The 22,147-nt window shown below is 67.3% G+C and carries 22 protein-coding genes, 1 tRNA gene and 1 pseudogene; 14 read left to right on the top strand and 10 right to left on the bottom strand.

What is annotated here, in order from left to right:
* Positions 1–10: 10 nt before the first annotated feature.
* Positions 11–1,333, top strand: a pseudogene (locus DTA22_RS05345) (HNH endonuclease).
* Between the two features lie 36 nt (positions 1,334–1,369).
* Positions 1,370–1,861, top strand: a complete 492-nt coding sequence (locus tag DTA22_RS05340) for a pyridoxamine 5'-phosphate oxidase family protein (RefSeq protein ID WP_112298680.1) — start codon at positions 1,370–1,372, stop codon at positions 1,859–1,861.
* Positions 1,862–1,865: 4 nt separating this feature from the next.
* On the opposite strand, the gene DTA22_RS05335 is transcribed toward DTA22_RS05340, so the two are convergent.
* Positions 1,866–2,453: a nucleotidyltransferase family protein gene (locus DTA22_RS05335; RefSeq protein ID WP_112298679.1), complete on the bottom strand. Its 588-nt coding sequence runs from the start codon at positions 2,451–2,453 to the stop codon at positions 1,866–1,868.
* Between the two features lie 125 nt (positions 2,454–2,578).
* Here DTA22_RS05335 and DTA22_RS05330 point away from each other — a divergent pair, with 125 nt between their 5' ends.
* From DTA22_RS05330 to DTA22_RS05310, 5 genes are read left to right on the top strand one after another with little or no spacing between them, the layout of a single operon-like run.
* Positions 2,579–4,081 (top strand): CoA-acylating methylmalonate-semialdehyde dehydrogenase, encoded by a 1,503-nt coding sequence (locus DTA22_RS05330; protein WP_112298678.1) that lies wholly within the window; start codon positions 2,579–2,581, stop codon positions 4,079–4,081.
* A gap of 10 nt (positions 4,082–4,091) precedes the next feature.
* Positions 4,092–5,255, top strand: a complete 1,164-nt coding sequence (locus DTA22_RS05325) for an isobutyryl-CoA dehydrogenase (protein WP_112298677.1) — start codon at positions 4,092–4,094, stop codon at positions 5,253–5,255.
* Positions 5,252–6,322, top strand: a complete 1,071-nt coding sequence (locus DTA22_RS05320) for an enoyl-CoA hydratase/isomerase family protein (protein WP_112298676.1) — start codon at positions 5,252–5,254, stop codon at positions 6,320–6,322. Before DTA22_RS05325 ends, DTA22_RS05320 begins: the two co-directional genes overlap by 4 nt.
* Positions 6,319–7,254 (top strand): 3-hydroxyisobutyrate dehydrogenase, encoded by a 936-nt coding sequence (gene mmsB, locus DTA22_RS05315; protein WP_128970134.1) that lies wholly within the window; start codon positions 6,319–6,321, stop codon positions 7,252–7,254. The genes DTA22_RS05320 and mmsB overlap by 4 nt, the downstream gene beginning before the upstream one ends.
* Entirely contained in the window at positions 7,251–8,027 is a 777-nt protein-coding gene (locus DTA22_RS05310) for an enoyl-CoA hydratase (RefSeq protein WP_005252879.1), read from the top strand. The genes mmsB and DTA22_RS05310 overlap by 4 nt, the downstream gene beginning before the upstream one ends.
* A gap of 55 nt (positions 8,028–8,082) precedes the next feature.
* On the opposite strand, the gene DTA22_RS05305 is transcribed toward DTA22_RS05310, so the two are convergent.
* Together DTA22_RS05305 and DTA22_RS05300 are read right to left on the bottom strand one after the other, a co-directional pair.
* On the bottom strand, positions 8,083–8,616 hold the full coding sequence (locus DTA22_RS05305; protein WP_005252880.1) for a MarR family winged helix-turn-helix transcriptional regulator: 534 nt from the start codon (positions 8,614–8,616) through the stop codon (positions 8,083–8,085).
* A 54-nt stretch (positions 8,617–8,670) separates the two neighbouring features.
* Positions 8,671–9,921 carry a multidrug effflux MFS transporter gene (locus DTA22_RS05300; RefSeq protein WP_112298675.1) on the bottom strand — a complete coding sequence of 417 codons (1,251 nt, stop codon included), beginning with the start codon at positions 9,919–9,921 and terminating at the stop codon, positions 8,671–8,673.
* A gap of 94 nt (positions 9,922–10,015) precedes the next feature.
* Between DTA22_RS05300 and DTA22_RS05295 the strand changes: the two genes are divergently transcribed.
* A tRNA-Cys gene (locus DTA22_RS05295) sits at positions 10,016–10,087 on the top strand.
* Positions 10,088–10,134: 47 nt separating this feature from the next.
* Here the strand turns inward: DTA22_RS05295 and DTA22_RS05290 are convergent.
* Together DTA22_RS05290 and DTA22_RS05285 are read right to left on the bottom strand one after the other, a co-directional pair.
* The gene (locus tag DTA22_RS05290) at positions 10,135–11,439 is read right to left on the bottom strand and encodes an MFS transporter (RefSeq protein ID WP_112298674.1); all 1,305 of its coding nucleotides are present in this window, start codon (positions 11,437–11,439) and stop codon (positions 10,135–10,137) included.
* Positions 11,440–11,490: 51 nt separating this feature from the next.
* A complete protein-coding gene (locus DTA22_RS05285; protein WP_112298886.1) occupies positions 11,491–13,104 on the bottom strand; it encodes a class I adenylate-forming enzyme family protein in 1,614 nt (537 codons plus the stop codon).
* A gap of 206 nt (positions 13,105–13,310) precedes the next feature.
* On the opposite strand from DTA22_RS05285, the gene DTA22_RS05280 reads away from it, so the two are divergent.
* Together DTA22_RS05280 and DTA22_RS05275 are read left to right on the top strand one after the other, a co-directional pair.
* Positions 13,311–13,613, top strand: coding sequence for an ArsR/SmtB family transcription factor (locus DTA22_RS05280; RefSeq protein WP_112298673.1), 303 nt, complete (start codon positions 13,311–13,313; stop codon positions 13,611–13,613).
* Positions 13,610–14,128: an SRPBCC domain-containing protein gene (locus DTA22_RS05275; RefSeq protein WP_112298672.1), complete on the top strand. Its 519-nt coding sequence runs from the start codon at positions 13,610–13,612 to the stop codon at positions 14,126–14,128. The genes DTA22_RS05280 and DTA22_RS05275 overlap by 4 nt, the downstream gene beginning before the upstream one ends.
* Positions 14,129–14,216: 88 nt before the next feature.
* Here the strand turns inward: DTA22_RS05275 and DTA22_RS05270 are convergent, their stop codons facing one another.
* Positions 14,217–14,825: a TetR/AcrR family transcriptional regulator gene (locus DTA22_RS05270; RefSeq protein WP_112298671.1), complete on the bottom strand. Its 609-nt coding sequence runs from the start codon at positions 14,823–14,825 to the stop codon at positions 14,217–14,219.
* 99 nt (positions 14,826–14,924) lie between these two features.
* Here DTA22_RS05270 and DTA22_RS05265 point away from each other — a divergent pair, with 99 nt between their 5' ends.
* From DTA22_RS05265 to DTA22_RS05255, 3 genes are all read left to right on the top strand, one after another.
* Positions 14,925–16,712 (top strand): N-acyl-D-amino-acid deacylase family protein, encoded by a 1,788-nt coding sequence (locus tag DTA22_RS05265; RefSeq protein ID WP_112298670.1) that lies wholly within the window; start codon positions 14,925–14,927, stop codon positions 16,710–16,712.
* On the top strand, positions 16,709–17,557 hold the full coding sequence (locus DTA22_RS05260; protein WP_112298669.1) for an alpha/beta fold hydrolase: 849 nt from the start codon (positions 16,709–16,711) through the stop codon (positions 17,555–17,557). Before DTA22_RS05265 ends, DTA22_RS05260 begins: the two co-directional genes overlap by 4 nt.
* A 106-nt stretch (positions 17,558–17,663) precedes the next feature.
* A complete protein-coding gene (locus tag DTA22_RS05255) occupies positions 17,664–18,011 on the top strand; it encodes a helix-turn-helix domain-containing protein (RefSeq protein WP_037238771.1) in 348 nt (115 codons plus the stop codon).
* Between the two features lie 10 nt (positions 18,012–18,021).
* Here DTA22_RS05255 and DTA22_RS05250 read toward each other — a convergent pair whose 3' ends face one another.
* On the bottom strand, positions 18,022–18,606 hold the full coding sequence (locus DTA22_RS05250) for an ATP-dependent Clp protease proteolytic subunit (protein ID WP_005252895.1): 585 nt from the start codon (positions 18,604–18,606) through the stop codon (positions 18,022–18,024).
* Positions 18,607–18,610: 4 nt separating this feature from the next.
* The gene (locus DTA22_RS05245; RefSeq protein ID WP_005568279.1) at positions 18,611–19,219 is read right to left on the bottom strand and encodes a ClpP family protease; all 609 of its coding nucleotides are present in this window, start codon (positions 19,217–19,219) and stop codon (positions 18,611–18,613) included.
* A 281-nt stretch (positions 19,220–19,500) separates the two neighbouring features.
* Here DTA22_RS05245 and DTA22_RS05240 point away from each other — a divergent pair, with 281 nt between their 5' ends.
* Positions 19,501–20,193 carry an arsenate reductase/protein-tyrosine-phosphatase family protein gene (locus DTA22_RS05240; RefSeq protein WP_112298668.1) on the top strand — a complete coding sequence of 231 codons (693 nt, stop codon included), beginning with the start codon at positions 19,501–19,503 and terminating at the stop codon, positions 20,191–20,193.
* On the opposite strand, the gene DTA22_RS05235 is transcribed toward DTA22_RS05240, so the two are convergent.
* Together DTA22_RS05235 and DTA22_RS05230 are read right to left on the bottom strand one after the other, a co-directional pair.
* Positions 20,177–21,334: a sulfotransferase family protein gene (locus DTA22_RS05235; protein WP_112298667.1), complete on the bottom strand. Its 1,158-nt coding sequence runs from the start codon at positions 21,332–21,334 to the stop codon at positions 20,177–20,179. The two genes, DTA22_RS05240 and DTA22_RS05235, sit on opposite strands and share 17 nt — an antisense overlap.
* A 19-nt stretch (positions 21,335–21,353) precedes the next feature.
* Positions 21,354–22,142 carry an SDR family oxidoreductase gene (locus DTA22_RS05230; protein ID WP_037238896.1) on the bottom strand — a complete coding sequence of 263 codons (789 nt, stop codon included), beginning with the start codon at positions 22,140–22,142 and terminating at the stop codon, positions 21,354–21,356.
* Positions 22,143–22,147 lie beyond the last annotated feature (5 nt).

Below are 22,147 nucleotides of genomic sequence, written 5' to 3'. Positions count from 1 at the left end.
GAGGTTGGTTGTGGGGGAAGTGATGGCACCGGATCTGGCCGAGTTGCGTGCGTTCACGGCGCGGCTGCGTGTGGTGTCCGCCGGCGGGGATGCGGGGTTGGGGATCGAGTGGCTCGATGCGATCGAGGCGTTGAAGTCGGTCGGGTGCGCGGCGCAGGCGGTGATCACCGACGACGTCGCGACCAGTATCCGAAAGGATCGTGAGGCCCGGAGACTTCCGCGATCCGAGTGGGGCCGCGGGATTGCCTCGCAGATTGCATTGGCGCGCAGAGAATCCCCGAACCGTGGCGGCCGACACCTCGGTTTCGCGCAGGCTCTGGTGCACGAGATGCCCCATACGTTGGCCCTGTTGCAGACCGGTCGGCTGAATGAATGGCGGGCCACCCTGTTGGTGCGGGAAACGGCGTGCCTGTCGGCGGCGGATCGGGCAATCGTGGACCGCCGGTTGTGTTCGGACCCGGCCACTCTCGACGGCGTCGGGGACCGCGGTCTGATCGCGAGGGCGAAAGCGTTGGCGGTCGAGCTCGACGCCGCGTCCGTGATGCGTCGGCATCGGAAGGCAGTGTCCGAGCGTCGGGTGACGACGCGTCCGGCGCCGGATTCCATGGCCTTTCTGAGCGTGCTGATGCCGGTCGAGCAGGCGGTGTGTTTGCAGGACACGCTGGGCCGGGATGCGGACAGCCTGATTGCGACCGGCAACAGCGGCGGCCGCACCCGCAATCAGTTGATGGTGGACCTGTTGTTCGAGCGCGGCACCGGAGTATCAGTGGCATCGGGTGTTCCGATGGCGGTGAACCTCGTGCTCTCGGACGAGACCTTGCTTGCCGGCGGGCACGAGGCCGCGCAGCTACAGGGGTTCGGGCCGGTGCCGGCGGGGATCGCCCGGCGCCTGGTGGCGGATGCGGTCGGTTCAGACACCGAGACGTCGTTGCAACGGGTGTATTCGTGCCCGCAGTCGGGGGCGTTGACGGCGATGTAATCGCAGTCGCGCACGTTCCCGAAGAGTCTGCGGAAGCTGATCGACGTCCGCGATCAGACCTGCCGCACGCCGTGGTGTGATGCGCCGATCCGCCATCACGACCACATCCGCTCTCGCCGAAAGCGTGGTTCCACAAGCGTGCACAACGGGTCCGGGCTGTGTGAGGCCTGCAATTACGCGAAGGAAGGCGACGGGTGGACCGCCCGTCCGGTGAGCAGACCCGGCCGCACCCATCTGCTCGACGTCGGCACTCCGACCGGGCACCACTACCGATCGGCGGCGCCGCCGCTCCCGGCGGCCGCGCGACAGTCGGAAGTCGAGGCGGCACTGATCGCACAATTGCGTGCGTCTTGACCCGGTGGCCATGGGAATCGTCGTAGGGTCGTGTGCATGGCCAGCTGGAATGAGTTCGCCGAAGCTGCTCCGCGGATTGCCGCTATCTTCTCCCGCAGGCACGCGGCGACCGGAAACCTGTGCATGCTCGGCACGCTTCGCTCCGACGGATTTCCGCGGATCAGCCCGGTCGAGCCGAGATTCTTCGAGGATCAGTTGTGGATCGCCGGAATGCCGAACACCACGAAGTTCCGGGACCTGGCGCGCGATCCGCGTTTCTGCCTGCACACCGCGACCGTCGACACCGAGGTGAAGGAGGGCGACGCGAAGCTGTGGGGTGTCGTCGACGACGTCCAGGACAAGGCCCTGCATCAGCGTTTCGCGCAGGCGCTGTTCGACGAGACCGGGTTCGACATCCGGGGGCAGGAGTTCGATCACTGCTACCGAGCCGACCTCACCGGCGGCTCGGCAGTGGAGGTCGGCGACGGCCACATGGACATCACGATCTGGAAGCCGGGAGAACCGGAGCACGTCGTGCGGAAGCACTGAACGCTCACTCCGGCCACGGCACCACGGTCAGTCGGGGCCATTCCTTCTGCCACCGGGCGGTTTTGGATTCGTACACTTCGCGCGGGGCGAGGACGGGGTTGGGGCGCAGGATCATGTCGAAGAGATCGGTGAATCCGTGGGGAGCGTAGATCTCGTCGTCTCCGGTGGTGTGTCTGCGGATGCCGTAGCAGCAGGTGGTGGAGGCGAAGTGGTCGATCGCGTCCTTGCAGTCGGTGAAGGGTGTCGCGGGCACGCCGAAGTGGTCTTCGTACCAAAGATGCACACGTGCTTCGTTTCTGACCTCGACGCGCACGTCGAGGTCGTCGAACAGGGTGCCGGCTTTCCGGATGACGGCGTCTTCGGCCTCGTAACCGATGTCGCTGTCGTCGAAGTAGAAGAGGTCGTAGTCGTTGATTCCCGACTGCGGGTCGCGGCCGTCGAGGTGGTTCCAGACGGTCTGGAACACGGCTCCTGCGGTGAGGTACCAGTCCGAGAGGCCGAGCTGGGGTGCACGGTCCAGGATCGTGGTGATGCACGGGTTGGTCCGGAGGATGCGGAGGAAGTTCAGCTCCTCGGGAGAGTGGATCAGCATGACCCGATCGTAGGTTCGTGAGCATGACCGGATCGTCTGCGTCTGGACATACATGGACATCCAACTATAGGATGGGCTACATATTCGGAACTCCCTCATCATCGAGCAAGAAACGGGTTCGCACAATGGTTCAAGAGCTATCCCACTTCGTCGGCGGCAAGCGCGTCCCCGGTGCCTCCAACAAGTTCGGCGACGTCTACGACCCCAACACCGGCGAGGTGCAGGCGCGTGTGCCGCTCGCCGACAAGGCCGAGACCGAGGCGATCATCGCGAACTCGGTGGATGCTCAGCGGGAATGGGCGCTGTTCAACCCGCAGAAGCGGGCCCGCGTCCTGATGAAGTTCCTCCAGCTCGTGCAGGAGGAGATGGATTCGCTGGCACGCCTCCTGTCGTCCGAGCACGGCAAGACGATCCCCGACGCGAAGGGTGACATCCAGCGCGGCCTCGAGGTCATCGAGTTCGCCCTCGGCGCCCCGCACCTGCTCAAGGGCGAGTACACGGAATCCGCCGGAACCGGCATCGACGTGTACTCGATGCGTCAGCCGCTCGGCGTCGTCGCCGGCATCACGCCCTTCAACTTCCCGGCCATGATCCCGCTGTGGAAGGCCGGTCCCGCGCTGGCCGCCGGAAACGCGTTCATCCTCAAGCCGTCCGAGCGCGACCCGTCCGTGCCGCTGCGGCTGGCCGAGCTGTTCCTCGAGGCCGGTCTGCCTGCAGGCGTGTTCAACGTGGTCAACGGTGACAAGGAAGTGGTGGACGTCCTGCTCACCGACGACCGCGTCAAGGCTGTCGGGTTCGTCGGTTCCACGCCCATCGCGCAGTACATCTACGAGACCGCCGCGGCTCACGGCAAGCGCGCGCAGTGCTTCGGTGGCGCGAAGAACCATGCGATCATCATGCCCGACGCCGACCTCGACGAGGTGGCCGACGCCCTCATCGGCGCAGGTTACGGCTCCGCGGGTGAGCGCTGCATGGCGATCTCCGTCGCGGTCCCGGTGGGCGCGGAGACGGCGGATGCGCTCATCGCCAAGCTGACCGAACGGGTCGGCAAGCTCACCATCGGCCGCAGCGACGACGAGTCCGCCGACTTCGGTCCGCTGGTCAGCAAGGATGCCCTCGAACGGGTGAACAACTACATCCAGATCGGCATCGACGAGGGTGCGGAGGCCGTGATCGACGGCCGCGGCTTCACCCTCGAAGGCCACGAGAACGGCTTCTTCGCCGGCGCGACCCTGTTCGACAAGGTCACCACCGACATGCGCGTCTACAAGGAAGAGATCTTCGGACCCGTCCTGCTGGTCGCCCGCGCCGCGGACTACGAGGAGGCGCTCCGCCTGCCGACCGAGCACGAGTACGGCAACGGCGTCGCGATCTTCACCCGCGACGGCGACACCGCCCGCGACTTCACGAACCGCGTGAACGTCGGCATGGTCGGCGTCAACGTGCCGATCCCCGTGCCGATCGCGTATCACACGTTCGGCGGCTGGAAGCGCTCCGGCTTCGGCGACCTGAACCAGCACGGTCCCGACTCCTTCCGCTTCTACACCAAGACCAAGACCGTGACGCAGCGTTGGCCCTCGGGCAAGAAGGAAGAGACCAACCACTTCGTCATCCCCACCATGAACTGAACGGACCTCCATGTTCACCTTGACCGATGACGAGCGGGCGATCAGCGACACTGCCCGCGACTTCGCGGCCGAGCATCTCGCACCGCACGCCGTGGAATGGGATCAGACCAAGCATTTCCCCGTGGACGTCCTCCGCAAGGCGGCGTCGCTGGGGATGGGCGGGATCTACATCCGCGAGGACGTGGGTGGATCCGAGCTGACTCGCGTCGACGCCGCCCGCATCTTCGAGCAGCTCGCCAAGGGCTGCCCGTCGATCGCCGCCTACATCTCCATCCACAACATGGTCACGTGGATGATCGACAGGTTCGGCGACGACGAGCAGCGTCACGCGTGGGTGCCCGGGCTGTGCTCGATGGATCAGCTCGGCAGCTACTGCCTCACCGAGCCGGGCGCCGGTTCGGATGCGGCGGCGCTGAGCACCAAGGCGGTCCGCGACGGCGACGACTACGTGCTCAACGGGGTCAAGCAGTTCATCTCCGGTGCCGGCACGTCCGATGTCTATGTCGTGATGGCCCGCACCGGGGAGAGCGGTCCGCGGGGGATCTCCGCGTTCATCGTCCCGAAGGGTTCGCCGGGTCTGTCGTTCGGGCCGAACGAGGTGAAGATGGGGTGGAACGCCCAGCCCACCCGTCAGGTGATCTTCGAGGACGTGCGGGTGCCGGCGGCGAACCTGCTCGGCTCCGAGGGTGGTGGCTTCCGGATCGCGATGGCCGGGCTGAACGGTGGCCGGCTCAACATCGCGGCGTGCTCGGTGGGCGGCGCGCAGACCGCGCTGGACAGGGCCGTCGCCTACCTGGCCGACCGCACGGCGTTCGGGTCGCCGCTGATCGAATCGCAGGCGCTGCAGTTCCAGCTCGCCGACATGCGCACCGAACTGGAAGCGGCACGCACGTTGCTGTGGCGGGCGGCGGCCGCGCTGGAGGAGGGCGCCCCGGATGTGGTGGAGTTGTGTGCGATGGCGAAGCGGTTCGCGACCGACACCGGTTTCGAGGTCGCCAACCGGGCGCTGCAACTGCACGGGGGTTACGGCTATCTTGCCGAGTACGGAATAGAGAAGATCGTCCGGGACCTGCGCGTGCACCAGATCCTCGAAGGCAGCAACGAGATCATGCGCCTGGTCATCGCCCGGAGTGTCGTCGGGGGAGCCCGGCAGGGAAAGCAAGGAGCGGCATGACTGACGCGGTATCCACCGAACCGGAAGTTCTGATCGACAAGAGCGGCGGTCTGGGCCGCATCGTGCTCAATCGGCCCAAGGCGATCAACGCCCTCAACCATGCGATGGTGCGGCAGATCGCGGCGGCCCTGGCGGTGTGGTCCGGCGACGACGCGGTGCGGGCGGTGGTGATCACCGGTGCCGGGGAGCGGGGCCTGTGCGCCGGCGGCGACATCGTGTCGATCTACCACGACGCCAAGGACGGCGGCACCGGGTCGCGGGAGTTCTGGCGCGAGGAGTACATCCTCAACGCGGCCATCGCGAACTACGGCAAGCCGTACGTGGCGATCATGGACGGCATCGTGATGGGCGGCGGGGTCGGGGTGTCGGCGCACGGCAGCGTGCGGATCGTCACCGAACGGTCGATGATCGGGATGCCCGAGACCGGGATCGGGTTCGTCCCCGACGTCGGGGGCACCTACCTGCTCGCCCGCACCCCGGGCGAGCTGGGCACCCACATCGCTCTGACGACGGCACGGCTGAGCGCCGGCGACGCGATCGCCTGCGGGTTCGCCGACCACTTCATCCCGTCGGAGAGGATCGGGCAGTTCCTCGAGACGCTGTCGACCACGACCGTTCAGGATGCGCTCGCACAGTTCACCGAACCGGCACCGGCCTCGGAGTTGCTGGCGCAGCAGGGCTGGATCGACGCCGCGTACTCGGCCGACCGTGTCACCGACATCGTCGCCCGCCTGCGCGGCAGCGGGATCCCCGAGGCGGAGAAGGCGGCCGAGCAGGTGCGTTCGAAGTCGCCGACCGCGTGCGCGGTCACCCTGAAATCGCTGCGCCGCGCCCGGCAGGCCGGCAGCCTCGAGGAAGTCCTGGGCGACGAGTTCCGGGTGTCCGTCGCCTGCCTGAGCTCGCCCGACCTCGTCGAGGGCATTCGGGCGCAGGTCGTCGACAAGGACCGCAACCCGCAGTGGTCGCCCGCCACGATCGAGGAGGTCGACGACGCGCAGGTCGACGCGTTCTTCGCACCACTCGGAGACCTCGAACTCGGCCTCACCGCCCCGCAGACGCAGCACTGACCACCAGCCACAAGCGTCCAGGAGGGACTGCTATGAGCACTACCGTCGGATTTCTGGGACTCGGCCACATGGGTGGCCCCATGGCGGCCAATCTGGTCAAGGCGGGGCACACGGTGGTCGGCTTCGACCTCGCGCCCGCCGCACTCGAGCAGGCAGTGAAAGACGGTGTCACCGTCGCTGATTCGGCCGTCGAGGCCGTGCGCGAGGTGGACGTCGTGATCACGATGCTGCCGAGCGGCAAGCACGTTCTCGGGCTCTACGCGGAGATCCTGCCCGCCGCGAAGCCCGGAACCCTGTTCATCGATTCATCCACCATCGACGTCGCGGACGCCCGGGCGGCGCACGACGAGGCCGTCGAGGCCGGCCACCGTTCGGTGGACGCACCCGTTTCCGGTGGCGTCGTCGGCGCCACCGCGGGAACGCTCGCGTTCATGGTCGGCGGCACCGCGGACGACTTCGAGTCGGCGAAGCCGCTGCTCGACGTGATGGGCAAGAAGGTCGTCCACTGCGGCGACCCGGGCAACGGTCAGGCCGCGAAGATCTGCAACAACATGATTCTGGGCGTGTCGATGATCGCCATCAGCGAGGCGTTCGTCCTCGGCGAGAAGCTGGGCCTGAGCAACCAGGCACTGTTCGACGTCGCGTCCAACGCGTCGGGTCAGTGCTGGGCGCTCACCACCAACTGTCCTGTGCCCGGACCGGTTCCGACGAGCCCGGCCAACAACGACTACCAGCCGGGCTTCGCGGCCGCGCTGATGGACAAGGATCTCGGTCTCGCCGCGAACGCGCTGAAGACCAACGGCGTCGAGGCGGACCTCGGGTTGCGCGCTGCCGAACTGTACAGCCGGTTCCACGCCGCCGGTGGTGGTGGCCAGGACTTCTCGGCCATCATCAACGACATCCGCGAACGTTCTACCGAGGGAGACCAGTGACCGACTTCGAGACCATCCTGCTCGAGCGCAAGGGCCGGGTGGGGATCATCACCCTCAACCGTCCGAAAGCGCTCAACGCACTGAACTCCGAACTGATGCGCGAGGTCGTGTCGGCGGTGGAGGAGTTGGAGAAGGATTCGGAGATCGGCGCCATTCTGATCACCGGTTCCGACCGGGCATTCGCGGCGGGCGCCGACATCAAGGAGATGCAGCCCAAGTCGTACATGGACGTCTACCTCGACGACTTCTTCGCCGCATGGGACCGGCTCGCCGCGGCCCGCAAGCCGACAATCGCTGCCGTCGCCGGGTACGCACTCGGCGGCGGATGCGAGCTGGCGATGCTCTGCGACATCCTCATCGCCGCCGACACCGCGAAGTTCGGGCAGCCGGAGATCAAGCTCGGTGTCATCCCCGGCATCGGCGGTTCGCAGCGGCTGACGCGCGCAGTGGGCAAGGCCAAGGCCATGGAACTGTGCTTGACCGGCCGGAACATGGACGCCGAGGAGGCCGAGCGTGCCGGGCTGGTGTCGCGGATCGTGCCTGCCGCGGATCTCCTGGACGAGGCGCTGCAGACGGCGACCACCATCGCCGAGATGTCCCTTCCGGTCGCGATGATGGCGAAGGAAGCCGTGAACCGGTCGTTCGAGACCACGCTCACCGAGGGTGTCCGGTTCGAGCGTCGGGTGTTCCATTCGACGTTCGCCACCGAGGATCAGAAGGAAGGGATGGCGGCGTTCGTCGAGAAGCGTGCGCCCGTCTTCAAGCACCGCTAGAGATACTGAAAACGGCTGTCGCCCGCACCGGGATCCGGTGCGGGCGACAGCCGTCTCACCACTTGGTGGGGGCGTCTCCGGTGTCGAAATCGCCTGCCTCGCGGCGCAGTTCGGCGAGGATCGTGACCAGTTGTTCCAGCTTGTCGCCGGACACCCCGGGGCTCGAGAACACCTGGGCGTTGAGTCGCTCGGTGGACTCGACAGCCAGTTTCCTTCCCGCATCGGTGATTTCGATCAGTGTCGCGCGGCGATCGCTCGGATGCGGTACGCGCCGCACGAGATTCGCCGTCTCGAGCCGGTCGACGGCGTTGGTGACGCTCGTCGGGTGAACCTGAAGGCGCGCGCTGGCCTTCGCCATCGGGAGCGCGCCCGTGCGGGTGAACGTCAGCAACGTCAGCAATTCGTATCGGGCGAACGTGAGCCCTGACGGCTTGAGCACCTCTTCCACCCGGGCCATCATGATCTGCTGTGCCCGCATCACCGAGGTCACCGCGGCCATGCCGTCGGCGACATCACCCCAGCCGTGCTTCGTCCACTGCCGGTGGGCCTCTTCGATGGGGTCGAGATGAAGTGGTGACGGTGGTGGCATGCGTCGATCATCCCATGACGGGTGATGGGCCGCGAAAGTCTGCCGAGCGTGTCGTCAGTGCGCTTCCGCCTTCGCGGCGGCCGCCAACGCCACCAACCCGAGTCCCGCGCATGCCGTCATCGTGACCGCGAGTGCGACGCCGGTGTTGCCGAGCACGCCGACCAGGGGAGCGATCAGTGCGCCGACACCGAACTGCAGAGCGCCGAGCAGCGCGGCAGCCGTGCCTGCCGCCTCCCCGTGCCGTCCGAGCGCCAGCGCCGGGGCGTTGGGCAGGACGAAGCCCACGCCGGCGAGGAGGAACCACAGCGGAACGACGAACCCGACGAGCCCGCCGAACTCGAAGTGGGCGGTGGTGATCAGTGCCAGGCCGGCCACCGTCGCGAAGGCGAGGGCCGACACCGTGATCTGCAGCGGTGACCAGCGTGCGAGGGCGCGGACGTTGAGTTGCGAGGCGCCGATCAGAGCGATCGCGCCGGAGCTGAACAGCAGCGCGAACTGCTGCTCGTCCAGGCCGTACTGGTCCTGGAAGACGAACGACGCTCCGGAGACGTACGAGAACAACGATCCCATCGCCACACTCGACACGAGGGCGAGCACCATGAACGCGCGGTCGCCCAGCAGGCTCTTGTACGTGCCCAGCACGGCGCGCAGATTGCTCTTGCGCCGCCGCTCCGGCGGCAGCGTCTCCGTCAGACCCCACACGCCGATCAACGCCGTCAGTATGCCGATCACGGCGAGGACGACGAAGATCCCACGCCAGTCGACGGCGATGAGGAGCGCCCCGCCGATACTCGGGGCGAGGACGGGTGCGACACCGAGCACGAGCATCAGTCGCGACATCACGACGGCCACGGTGTTCCCCGCGAACAGGTCGCGCACGACGGCGAGCGCGACCACCGCTGCGGCGGCGGCCCCGATGCCCTGGAAGACGCGGAGTACACCCAGCACCGCCACGGTCGGCGCGAACACCGCGAGCACCGAAGCGGCGACGTGGACACCGATGCCGGCGATGAGGGGTCGCCTGCGCCCGAGGCTGTCCGAGAGCGGTCCGACGATCAACTGCCCCAGCGCGAGGCCGAGCAGAGTGCCTGTGATGGTCAGCTGGACCGCGGACGAGGATGCGCCGAGGTCGGTTCCGATGTCCGGAAGCGCGGGCAGGTACATGTCGATGGTGAAGGGGCCGAGGGCCACCATCGCGCCGAGTACGAGGATTACCCGAAGGCTGGGACGGGTGGTTGTCCGGTCGCCGGCCGGGGCGGTGCGTTCTTCGGTATCGGTCACGAAGCAACACAGCAACGAGGGCACGTGGTTTGTTCCCGCCCCGGCGTGTCGGTTTCAGAATCACCGTGAGCGCAACCCTCGCGCCCGGGGCACCGGCCGGGGCACAGTAATCATCGATGCGGGTGTGACTGAGTGGTTGAGGTACCGGCCTGCAAAGCCGTTCACACGGGTTCGAATCCCGTCACTCGCTCGACGAGAACCGGCAGGTGATGCACCTGCCGGTTCTCTTTCGCGTGTTCACACGTCTTCGAGGCGAATGCCCTTGGTCTCCTTCATGAACAGGCATGCGACACCGGTGAGGACGGCCAGCACCATGATGTAGACGCCGAACACCCAGCCGAGGTCGAGTCCGAGGAGAAGCTGGTTCAGATACGGGGCGGTGCCACCGAACACCGCGACGGAGAACGAGTACGCGAATCCGATCGCCTGGGTGCGTAGTCGCGTCGGGAAGCTCTCCGACAGTGTGGACGACAGAATCGACGCCGGGACCGCGACGATCAGCAGGGCGGCGGTGGTGGCGACGAGCAGGGTCCACCCGTCGGACGTGATCATCATCGTCAGCGGCAACTGCAGGACGAACATCAGAACCGCGAAGGCCCCCAGCATGGGCCGCCGGCCGATCTTGTCGGAGAGCAACCCGAGGAATGGCAGCGAGACCAGAGCGATCAGCTGAGCGATCACCAGCATCCAATACGCGGTGTCGGGATTCATACCCTGCTGGGTGATCGCGTACGTGGAGATGTACGAGGTCCACGTGTAGTGCGCGGCCGTGATGCCCGAGGTCATCCCGATCATCAGGAGGATCGCCCGGACGACGGCGCGCCGGGGGATGCTCGGCTGATCGTCCTCCTTCTGCGCGGCGTCGAAGACGTCGCTCTCCTCCATGCTGCGGCGCAGGTACAGGGCGAACAGTGCCAGGAGCGCGCCGATGAGGAACGGGATACGCCAACCCCATTGACCGACCGCGGTGTCGGACAGCGAGGAGGTGACGACGCCGCCGACGGTGTAGGCCAGCACCGAACCGCCGAAGATCGCGATGAACGCGACGCTGCCCCACATGCCGCGCCGGTGCGGCGGCGCGATCTCACCGACGTAGGAATACGCGGTCGCGGACTCGCCGCCGTGCGCGAAGCCCTGCATCACGCGTGCCGCGAGCAGGATCAGGGACGCCCACGCGCCGATAGCCGAGTAGGTGGGCATCACTCCGATGATCAGGCTGCCGGTGGCCATCATCAGCATGGTCGTGACGAGGACGAACTTGCGTCCGCGCTTGTCGGCGATCCGGCCGAAGATGATCCCGCCGAGCGGGCGCATCAGGAAGCCCACCGCGAACACGGCGAGCGTGGACAGCAGGGCCGAGACCGGGTCCGAGTTGCTGAACATCGCGGCCGCGATGAACGGGGCGAACACCGCATACGCGCTCCACTCGTACCACTCGAGGACGTTGCCGACCGAACTGGCGAGGAGCGATTTCTTGCGGGAGGCGAGGGTGGTGCCGGAATTTGTGTCAGGCTGCGCCTGGCGAGTGAGGTCGACGTTCACGTGCAGTCACTTTCGTCGGGGTCGCGGAGTCGAAATGTCGAGGGAGGTGCGTCAACGCAGGTCGCTGCGCCGGATCTTGCCCGTCTGCGTCTTCGGGAGGTCGGAGATGATGTGCACCAGCCGCGGCCGCTTGTACGCGGCGAGCCGGTCGCGGGCGAACGCGACGAGTTCGTCCTCGGTGGCGGTCGCACCCTTGCGGAGCGAGACGTAGGCGACCACCGACTCGCCCTGGTAGTCGTCGGGTTGCCCGACGACGGCGGCCTCGTGCACGGCCGGGTGCTCGTAGAGGGTGTCCTCGACCTCACGGGGCCACACCTTGTAGCCGGACACGTTGATCTGATCCTTGAGCCGGTCGACGAGGTACACCCACCCCGCCTCGTCGATGATCGCGACGTCCCCGGTGCGCAGCCGTCCGCCGGGCAGCGTGTCCCGGGAGGCGTCCGGGTTGCGCCAGTAACCCGAAACAACCTGCGGTCCGGCGATTTCCAGTTCGCCTGCGGTGTGGGGCGGAACGGGGTCGCCATTCGGGTCGACGGCCCGGATGTCCACGCGGGGCAGCGGGAGACCGATGGACAGTGAGCCGCTCGACGGGTCGACCGGCGCCCGCAGGCCGGGTGGCACCGCGATCACTCCGGCCGTGGTCTCGGTCATCCCGTACGCGTTGTGGATGTACTTGCCGAACCTGGCTTCGAACTTCTCCACGGTGGCAGGCGGGATGGGCGCGCCGCCCGAGTAGAGGGTCTTGACCGAGGCGAAGTGGTCCGCGCTCACACCCGGCACCTCGGACAGGGCGTTGAACACGGTGATCGAACCGATCGTGTAGGTCACCCGGTGCTCCACGAACGTCTCCAGTGCGACGGCCGCGTTGAACCGATTCGCGAAGACGAGCACGCAGTCGCGGACGAGGGCAACACCGGCATTGAGCACGGCCCCGGTGATGTGGAACAGGGGAGCGACAGCGAACACGACGTCCCCGTCGACGACGCCGGCGCAGTCACCGAAGTCGAGTGCGGTGGCCAGCACGTTCGCGTGGGAGTTGAGCGCGCCCTTCGGTGGGCCGGTGGTCCCGGAGGTGTAGGTGAGCAGAGCGAGGTCGCCGCCGCCGAGTTGGACGAGGGGAGGCCGCCTGCCGCGAAAGCGCGTGAGCAGTTCGACGAGGTCGCCGTCGGCTGCCGGCGCGGCGCGCGTGGTGGACTCGAACACCCGCGGATCGTTGCGGGTCTGGAAGTCGAGGGCACTGGTGCTGATCGAGAATCGCACGCTGCTGCCGCGCAGGGTCTCGGCCGTGGCCGCGGCGCTCACGTCTTCGCAGATGATGCCGATCGGTTCGGCATCGTCGACGAGGCGGCGGAGTTCGTTTCCGCGGTACATCGGATTGAGCACCAGCGCCGCTGCGCCGACCTTCCACAGCGCCAGCAGAGCGAGGGCGTACTGCGGCACATTCTGCAGGTAGATGCCCACCCGGTCACCGCGCCCGACACCCCACTCGTCCAGCGCGACGGCGAGGGCGTCCGACAGGTCGTCGAGCTCGCGTGCCGTGAGGGCGCCATCGAAATAGGCCACGGCGGGGTGGTCGGGATGCGTCTGCACTCGCGACCGCCACGCGTCGAGGGTGGTCGCGACGGGTGGCTCCTGGATTCCGTCGTTGGTGAACGTCGACGACACCGCATGTCCCCTTTCTCCGGCTCCGGTCCGAACGGGATGTCCGAATTCGAACGGCCGACCGATCACTCGCTCGGTCAGTGGGCAAGTGTTGTGTGTCACACGAGGTGTGTCAAGTCGGCGCCTTCTCCCGGTGTCCGGAGGGCTGCTGCTTCCGTCGCGACCGCGTGGCGGTTGCGGCTCATATTTCCGTCTGGCAATATGAAGATATGAGCGCCTACGCCGCCCTGGCCGAGCCGCACCGCAGACAGATTCTCGACCTGCTGCGTGAGGGTGAGCGGCCCGCCGGAGAACTGGTGGAGCGCATCGCGCTCAGTCAGCCCGGCGTGTCCAAGCACCTCAAGGTGTTGCGCGAGGCCGGGCTCGTCGTGGTACGCGCGGATGGCAAGCAACGCCTGTACGCGCTGCGCCCAGAACCCCTCGCCGAGGTCGACCAGTGGCTGGAGCCGTATCGCGCGTACTGGTCGAGGCACCTCGACGCCCTCGAACGACACCTAGAGGAGAACCCATGACCGACGGAACCATGGAGACGATCGACGGTCGCCCGGCGCTGCGCTTCGAGCGCACGCTCGCCCACTCGGTCGAGCGCGTGTGGCGGGCGGTCAGCGTGCCGGCAGAGCTCGAGCGCTGGTTTCCCGCCGCCGCCGAGTGGACACCGGCGACAGGGGAGACCTTCGAGGCCTACGGCGCGACCGGCGAAGTGACCGAGGTCGATGCGCCCCATCGGCTGGCGTGGACCTTCGGCGGTGAGCGGTACAGCTTCGATCTGGCCGCTGAGGGAGACGGGTGCCGGTTGATCTTCATCCATGTCTTCGGCGACCGTGCGACCGCAGCGCAGACCGCGGCCGGCTGGGAGACCTACTTCGCGCGGCTCGAGCCTCATCTCGCCGGCGGGTTCCTCTCCGAGGCGGAGGCGCACGGGTCGTGGGACCGGTGGGAGGAACTTCACGAGCGCTACGCCGAGCGCTTCGGCGTCGACCCGACGCCGGGTCGACGCTTCCTGGAGGCTCAGCGCGCCGGCCAATGACATCCCGTAGGCCCTGGGGGCACCGACGAGCGCCGAATTCCTCGTTCGCGACGCGGTAGTGGAGGTAGGCGACGCTGCCGGGTCTGGATCAGGGTGTCATGTCGAGTGCGTCGACGTCGACGCCTGCGGCCGGAAGCAGGTGATAGAAAGCGCGTTCGCAGAGGTCGATCATGTCCGTGCGGTCCATGGTCGGCTCGTCGAGCCACGACAGCACGATCTCTTCCATGAACGCCTGCCAGCCCGAGATCGCGGCCTCGAGCGCGGGTGTCGTCGGCACCCCGAATTCGGCGAGCGACGCACCTATCCAGCGGGTGAACGTCCGCCGCATGCCGCGGTAGATCTGCCGCATCCGCTCGTCGCCGCTACCGGCCATCCGCATGACCGCCAGGTAGATGGTGGGGTGCTCGATCACCGCGTCCGCGAACGTCTCGACGCCGGCTCGGAGCTGTCCCGACACGGGGAGTGTCGCGTCGGGTGTCATCCGGCGTTGCAGTTCGGACGCCGAGGCCTCGAGGACGGCGTTGCGAAAACCCTGCTTGTTCTTGAAGTAGTGGAACAGCAGGGGCGGGGAGACGCCCGCCTCGGCCGCCACCTGGTCCATCGACAGGTCGTCGAACGGCACCGTTTCGAGCAGATGGACGGCCACGTCGAGGATCTGCGCGCGCCGATCTTCGGGAGAGCGGGGTGCGGCGGCCACCCCTGCACTCTATTGAGGAACCCTCGAACCGTCCATTGACTTTTACTCAACGGGATACGTAACCTCGGGTTACACATACCGAGTGTGAGGAGCGCAACAATGTCGGATTTCGATGTCGTCGTCAATGATGGGCTGTGGTTCGACGGAACCGGATCCGCGCCCCGGCGGCGCAATCTCGGCATCCGCGACGGCGTCGTCGTCCGCGCATCGATCCGTCCGCTGCCCGTCGGACCCGACACCGAGATCATCGATGCGGCAGGCAAATGGGTGGTCCCCGGGTTCGTGGACGTGCACACCCACTACGACGCCGAGGTGCTCGTCAGCCCCGGACTGCCGGAGTCGGTGCGACACGGCGTGACCACCGTCGTCCTCGGAAACTGCTCCCTGTCCACTGTGTACTCGACGCCGCGCGAGTGCGCCGACCTGTTCAGCCGGGTCGAGGCCGTGCCACACGACTCCGTGCTCAGGATCCTGGAGGAGAACAAGATCTGGCAGAGCCCGGCGGAGTATGTCGAGGCACTCGAGTCGCTTCCGCTCGGCCCCAACATCGCCGGTTTCATCGGACACTCCGACATCCGCACCCACGTGCTCGGCCTCGGCCGGGGCACCGACAAGCGGACCAAGCCGAGTGCTCGCGAACTCGAGCGGATGGGCGCGCTGCTCACCGAGGCCGTGGACGCTGGCTTCCTCGGACTGTCCTCGATGACCAATGCGCTCGACAAGATCGACGGCGACCAATACCGTTCGCGCTCATTGCCGTCCACGTATGCGCGGTGGAAGGAGTTCCGCTTCCTCAACCGCATCCTGCGCGAGCGCGGCAAGATCCTGCAGAGCGCGCCGACGATCAACCTGCACCCCAACATCGCGGGATTCTTCGCGGAGAGTTCGGGTCTGGGACGACGCAAACCCCTCAAGACGTCGCTGCTGTCGGCCGCGGACTCGAAGGCCTACCCGCCGATCGTGTACTTCATGCTCGCCGCTGCGCCGCTGCTGAATCGCTTCGCCAGAACCGACTTCAAGTGGCAGCACCTCCCGGTGCCGTTCACCGTCTACGCGGACGGAATCGACCTCGTGGTGTTCGAGGAGTTCGGTGCCGGCGCGGCGGCACTGCATCTCAAGGACCAGGTGGAGCGAAACGCCCTGCTGCAGGACGAGTCCTACCGACGTCGGTTCCGCAAGGATTACGACAACAAGTTCAGCCCCCGCATCTGGCACCGCAACTTCTACGACGCGGTGATCGTCGGGTGCCCCTACGAGACGCTGATCGGCAAGACGTTCGGCGCGGTGGGCGACCTGCGTGGCGTGCACCCGGTCGACGCGTACCTCGATCTCGTCGTGAAGTACGGCACCGACCTGCGGTGGCGGACCACCATCGCCAACCATCGTCCCAAGTTCGCGAAGAAGCTCGCGGCCAGCTCCGGGGTGCAGATGGGATTCGGCGACGCGGGTGCGCACCTGCGCAACATGGCGTTCTACAACTATCCGATCCGGTTGCTGAAGAAAGTCAAGGACGCGCAATCCGACCGAAAGCCGTTCCTGTCCGTCGAGCGTGCCGTCCACCGGCTGACGGGAGAGCTGGCCGACTGGTACGGCCTCGACGCCGGACACCTGCGTGAAGGGGACCGCGCCGATCTCGTCGTCATCGATCCGGCAGGCCTCGACGCCACGGTGGACGGATTGTTCGAGGCCGAGGTCCCCGAATACGGCGGTCTGCGCCGGATGGTGAACCGCAGCGACGGCGCGGCGGTCGCGACGGTGATCAACGGCAGACTCGTGTATCGCGACGGCGAGTTCACCGGCGGGTTCGGCGTCACCAAGACGGGACGGTTCCTCCGTGCCGGTGCGTCGGCCGCAGACCGCAGCGAGCGTGAGACGGCCGTCCGATGAGCGGCACGGAGCGGATCGGCCTGTTCACCCGTGACGGGCTCGTGTTCGACGTCCGCGACGAGGGTCCGATCGACGGCACGCCGGTAGTGCTGTTGCACGGATTTCCGCAGGACTCGCGGTCGTGGGACGCACTGGCGCCGTTGCTGCACCGGCGGGGTTTCCGCACCCTCGCGCCGGACCAGCGCGGCTATTCGGCCGGGGCCCGGCCCCGCGCCCGCTGGGCGTACCGCACCTCGGAACTGGTCGCAGACGTCGTCGCCCTCATCGACCAGGCAGGTCTCGGCCCGGCGCATGTCGTCGGGCACGACTGGGGCGCAGCGGTGGCCTGGGGTATCGCGGCGGAACGGCCCGACCGGGTCCGCACGCTCACGGCACTGTCGGTTCCGCACCCTGCGGCATTCGTGCGGGCGATGTTCACCAGTCGCCAGATCCTGAAGTCCTGGTACATGTTCGCGTTCCAGCTGCCGTGGATTCCGGAGCGGGTGATCGCCTCGGACCGTTTCGGCTACCGCGCCCTGCGCGCCAGCGGTCAGTCCGCGGGCGAGGCGAAGCGCGACCTGGAGTCGATGCGCGACCGGACGCGGGCTCGGGGCGCCCTGAACTGGTATCGGGCCATGCCGTTCACCGCACCCCGATCGGCCTCCCGGAAGGTTCGGGTGCCCACGCTCCTCGTGTGGAGCGACGGCGACACGGCGATCGGTCCGGTGGGGCCGGCGCTGACCTCGCGATTCGTCGACGGCCCGTACACCTACGAGGTGCTCCACGGCGTGAGCCACTGGATCCCGGACGAGGCGGCCGTGCGCGTCGACGGCTTCCTCGGCAACCACCTGCTCGATCAGTCGTGACGCCGATCGGTCCGTCCGTGCCCCGTCGCCGGGCGGTACTGATCGGCTGTCCGCTGTCGGTGAACGGCGAGGCGCCCGGGAGCGTCGTCTGGAAGACTCCGGAGGTATGGAAGCTCAGCGCAGACTGACGCTGGTGACGGCCGCTCCCGAGCAATCACGGGAGGAGCCGCTGGTGCGTGAGCTGTACGGGCGAGTGCTCCGCGAGGCGCGCCGGGACCAGGATCGGAGTCTCGAGGACGTCGCGGCCGCCGTCGGCATGTCGAAGCAGTACCTCTCCGAGATCGAACGCGGGAAGAAGGAGCCTTCGTCGGAAATGCTGCGCGCAGTGTGCGGCGCGCTCGGTCTGCCGGTGGAACACCTGCTGTTCCGGTCCGGGCGCCGGCTCGGCGCGGCGAACCGGAACTCGGCGGCCAGGAGCTCGAACCGGCAGGTGCCCACCCTGCTCGCCGCCTAGCGTCCTCCGGTCAGGCCGCGACGAGCGTGTCGGCCAGGCCGTAGTCGATGGCCTCCTCGGCTGTGAAGATGCGATCCCGGTCGGTGTCCCGCCGCAGGCGCTCGACGGTCTGGCCGGTGTGTTTGCTCAGAATCGCCTCGGTCTGCGAACGGACCCTCATGATCTCCGCGGCCTGGAGCGCGAGGTCGGAGATCGTGCCGTTGCCCTGCGTGGACGGCTGGTGCAGCAGTGTCCGGGAATGCGCCAGGACGTGGCGGTGTCCCTTGGTTCCCGCCGCCAGGAGCACGGCGGCGGCGGACGCGGCCTGCCCCATGCAGTACGTGGCGATGGTCGGGCGGAGGAACTGCATCGTGTCGTAGATCGCGAGCATCGCGGTCGTGGAGCCGCCGGGGGAATTGATATACAGCCCAATTTCCTGATCGGAACTGTCCGCCTGGAGGTGGAGCAGCTGCGCCATCACGACATTGGCGACACCGTCGTCGATCTCGGTGCCCAGGAAGACGATCCGCTCGTTCAGCAGTCGGCTGAAGATGTCGAACGACCGCTCGCCTGCCGGGGTGCGTTCGATGACGTGGGGAATGGTGTATTGGGACATGGCTTCACAATCCAATTCTCGGGGCGGTGGTGTGCGGGGCGATCTCGGCGAACGAGGACACGACGCGGTCGACGATCCCGTAGTCGCGGGCCTCGTCGGCGGTGAACCACCGGTCCCGATCGCTGTCCTCGGCGATCTGCTCGACCGGATGCCCCGTCTCGGCGGCGAGGATCTCCTGCGACTGTCGTTTCATCCGTTCGAGGCTCTCGGCCTGTATGGCGATGTCGACGGCGGTGCCGCCGATGCCCGCCGAGGGCTGATGCATCATGATGCGGCTGTGCGCCAGGCTGATCCGCTTGCCGTGGGTGCCCGAGCACAGCAATACCTGGCCCATGCTCGCGGCGAAACCCATGGCGACGGTCACCACGTCGTTGGGAACGAGCTTCATCGTGTCGTAGATGGCCAGACCGGCGAAGACGGAACCGCCCGGTGAATTGATGTACAGCACGATGTCGCGTTTGGGGTCGGCGGCCGCGAGCAGAACCAGTTCGGAGCAGGCCCGCTCGGCCATGGCGTCGTCCACCTCGCCGGTGAGGAGAATCGTGCGCTGGCGAAACAGTCTGTCCGCCAACAGGTCGCGGTAGTTCAGGTCGGGTAGTGCGGCTGTGGTCATGCCTCCATTACTACCGCCGCGCCGGCACCGTACCGGCAATTGTCTGCTGTGGGCAGACGGCCCCGGGTCCGGAAGGCCCGGACTCCCGGAAAGTGACGCAGATCGCACACGTGGCGGTGCGCGATTCTCACGGGCGTGAGCTGGGCGTTCGTGATTCGAGGTGACCACGAGGAATCCAGGGGATGAACGACTCACCACGGGCAGATGAACGTCGGAAACAGACCGCTCGGACAGTGGAATTGTCCGCGCGCGAGGGCGAAGTCGCTGGTTAGGGTTCCCTCATGCACGTTCTGTTCGTCTGTAGCGGGAACGTCTGCCGCTCACCGATAGCAGAGCGGCTGACACACGCGTACGCGCACGCCCACGACCTGCCGCACCTCACGGCCGAGAGCGCCGGTGTCCGCGCCCTCGTGGGCTTTCCGATCGAGCCCGTCGCCGCCCGCGTCATCGAAGGCCTCGGCGCGAGCGCCGACGGTTTCCGGGCGCGTCGCCTGCTGCCCGAGATGATCAAGCGCGCCGACCTGGTCCTCGCGATGACCGAGCAGATCCGGGACCGTTCGATGGAACTGCTCCTCGGGACGAGCCACTGCACGTTCACGCTTCGCGAGGCCCGCCGGATCGCCACCGACACCGGTGCCCGCACCGTCGCCGAACTCGCCGTCGCCCGGAGGGAGTACGGGGACATCGACGACGCGAACATCAGCGACCCCGTCGGCCTCGGCGAGGCGGCGTTCACGCAGGTGGGGGATCGGATCGCCGCCGAGCTGATGCCGCTGCTCGACGCGCTCGATCTCGGCAGCGGCACGAAACGGGAACCCGAACCCGAGGCCGAGGCCGAACCCCTACCCGAGGCCGGGCCCGATCCCGAACCGCCGCCGTCCCCGGTCATCCACCTGCCGCTGTCGCCCAGGCCGTTGATCGCGGCGCGGGCGGCGTCGTCGATCCTCGACTATCCCGTCAGCTGGTCGCGCTGAACTGGTAGTTGGCGAATCTCTCGTCCACCTGCTCGGCCGTCAGCCCGAATTCCTCGAGCGTGTACTTGTGCGAGGGGCGGCGGTCTCCGCTGCGACTTTCGGCGTGCATCGCCTCCATCGCCGCCTGGGCAGTGGAACCGAGATCGAGCCCGAAGTGCGTGTAGACCCCTTCGACGGTGCCGAGTGGATCGGCCACGAAATCCTGGTAGTCGACGTCGATGAACTGAGCGGGGTCGTGCCGGGCGCGGGCCGCGGTGAACTGCTCGAGCCCCCGGGCCCACAGCTCGAGCTGGCTCTCCCCGATGACGCTGCCCCGGAACTTCTCCGACCACCCTTCCGTCGCCTGCTCCGCCAGGCTGCACACCGACGGGACGATCGTGCGCGGCGGCCGGTGGGTCTGGACGATCAGTGCGTCCGGATAGACGGCGAGCAACTCGTCGAGCGCGAACAGGTGGCTCGGGTTCTTCAGCACCCAGCGGCGGTCCCGATCGGGAAGCCCGATCAGCTGCAGGTTCTTCTTGTGCCGCTGGTAGGCGTTGGTCCAGTCCTGGCCTTCGAGCCAGTGGGAGTACGTCGGGAGGGACGCCAGGCACTCGTAGGAGATCGATTTGAACGTCTGCCGCAGCAGTTGCCAGCACTCCTCGACTTCGCTCGCCGACATGTAGTGCACGCCCATGAATTCGGGGCGTTCGATGTGGTGGCGGCTGAAGCCCTCCTCGATCTTCTGGAACACGGGATTCGATTCCCACGTCTCGCGCGGCGGCCGGGGCTGAGGCATCTCGGTCAGCCACATCTCGAGGCCCTGATGAGACGGGTCCGCGGTGAGCAGCCGGTGCAGCGCCGTCGTCCCCGTGCGGGGAAGACCGGTGACGAAGATCGGCCGCTCGATCCGCACGTCCGCGTGTTCGGGGTTCTGCTTCCAGGCCGCCTCGCTCAGCAGCCGCGCCACCAGGGCGCCGCGGAGGAACACCCGGGACACCTTGCTGCCGAGCGGGGTCAGCTGCTCGTCGACGTGATACGAGTCCAGCAGGACGCCGAGGGCCTCGGTGTAGTCGTCCACGCCGAAGTCGGTGAGGCCGGTCAGGCGGGTGGCCGAGGCGTGAAGGTCCTCGACCGTGCCGACGGTGGTGCGCTCGCTCATGATGCTCCGGTTCTCGTCGCTAGTGATGGAATTCGCCGCAGTTGACGTCGAGGCACTGGCCGGTCACGGCGCTCGCCAACGGTGAGGCCAGGAAGATCACGGCGTCGGCCACTTCCTCGGTCGTGGGGAGCCTCTTCAGATCGGTGTTCGCGGCGGTGTGTTCGTAGATCTGCTCGACGGTCGTCCCGTACTTCTCGGCCTGGTGCGTGAAGTACTGCTTCAGCGTGTCTCCCCAGATGTAGCCGGGAGCAACGGAATTGACGCGGATCCCCTGTGGTCCCAGTTCCGTGGCGAGCGACTGCGACGTCGCGAGCAGGGCGGATTTGGCCATCTTGTAGCTGCCGTACCGCTCCTGGGAGTGCCGGAGCACCATCGAGTTGATGTTCACCACCGCCCCGTTCGCCTCGGCGAGCGCGGGGGTGAACAACTGGGTCAGCCGCAGTGCCCCGAGCACGGTCAGCTCGAAACTGCTGCGTATGTGGTCGAATTCCGTGCGGGCCAGCGGTTTCATCGACGGAACCGAGAACGCGTTGTTGATCAGCACGTCGACTGTGCCGTACGCGTCGACGGCCGCGGACACCAGATTCTCGGCCGATGCCTGATCCGTGATGTCGGTCGGGACGGTCACCGCGCGGCGTCCGACGGCGATGATCTCCTTGGCCACTTCGTCGAGGCGCGACGCGGTGCGGGCGGCCAGCACCACGTCCGCGCCCGCGTCGGCGCAGCGGACGGCGAGGGTTCGGCCCAGGGCCGGTCCGACGCCGGAGATGACGACCACCTTGTCCTGCAGGAGTTGTGGAGTAGTCATGGCCG

The organism is Rhodococcus wratislaviensis (assembly GCF_900455735.1).
Lineage (GTDB): Bacteria > Actinomycetota > Actinomycetes > Mycobacteriales > Mycobacteriaceae > Rhodococcus_F > Rhodococcus_F wratislaviensis.
Note: the sequence above shows the minus strand (reverse complement) of the source record. Positions and strands in the feature narration are given on the sequence as shown.